The sequence below is a fragment of the Vibrio sp. Vb1755 genome, assembly GCF_033338635.1.
Classification (GTDB): Bacteria; Pseudomonadota; Gammaproteobacteria; order Enterobacterales; family Vibrionaceae; genus Vibrio; species Vibrio alginolyticus.
Genome location: NZ_JAWOTA010000387.1, coordinates 1 through 1,015, shown reverse-complemented (window position 1 = coordinate 1,015; position 1,015 = coordinate 1). Strand labels below are relative to the sequence as shown.

The window sequence follows — 1,015 nt, the reverse complement described above, 5'->3', positions numbered from 1 at the left end:
TTATCAAAGTTTTGCCACACAAGTAAACGAGCGCCCTGTCGCGATGTTGCGTGACCTAATGGCACTGAAAAAATCTGACTCGCCATTGCCACTTGAACGAATCGAACCTAAAACAGAATTGTTCAAACGTTTTGATTCTGCCGCCATGTCTATCGGAGCGTTGAGCCCAGAGGCACACGAAGCACTTGCAACGGCGATGAACCGTCTTGGTGGTTACTCTAACTCTGGCGAAGGAGGTGAAGATCCTCGTCGTTTTGGCACCGAGCGTAACTCGCGAATCAAGCAGATCGCATCAGGCCGCTTTGGGGTTACGCCTCATTACCTAACCAATGCAGACGTACTGCAAATCAAGGTTGCGCAAGGAGCTAAACCTGGTGAAGGTGGTCAGCTACCAGGGCACAAAGTCACGGCAGAAATCGCCAAGCTGCGTTACTCGGTGCAAGGGGTGACGTTAATCTCCCCTCCTCCACATCACGATATTTATTCGATCGAGGATTTAGCCCAGCTGATCTTCGATCTAAAACAAGTCAACCCGAATGCCCTGGTTTCGGTGAAACTCGTCTCCGAGCCTGGTGTTGGCACCATAGCCACAGGGGTCGCAAAAGCTTACGCCGACCTCATCACTATCTCAGGTTACGATGGCGGTACGGCCGCAAGTCCACTGACTTCGGTGAAATACGCAGGTAGTCCTTGGGAACTTGGCCTCGCAGAAACCCAACAAGCACTGGTTGCAAATGGCCTTCGCCATAAGATTCGTCTTCAAGTAGATGGCGGGTTAAAAACAGGGCTAGATGTTGTTAAGGCCGCGATTCTTGGTGCGGAAAGCTTCGGATTTGGTACCGCACCAATGGTTGCTATGGGTTGTAAATTCTTACGTATTTGCCACTTGAACAACTGTGCAACGGGTGTGGCAACTCAAGATGAAACCCTTCGTAAAGAGTACTTTAAAGGCTTACCTGAAATGGTAATGAACTATTTTACTGGCCTTGCCGATGAAGTACGTGAGTTACTCGCA

Annotated in this window: 1 protein-coding gene; it reads left to right on the top strand. The window is 49.8% G+C overall.

The window, feature by feature from the left end; translation table 11 throughout:
- Positions 1–1,015, top strand: a 1,015-nt coding sequence (locus R7E00_RS25330; protein ID WP_318124952.1) for a glutamate synthase-related protein, incomplete at both ends; no start/stop codon positions are given.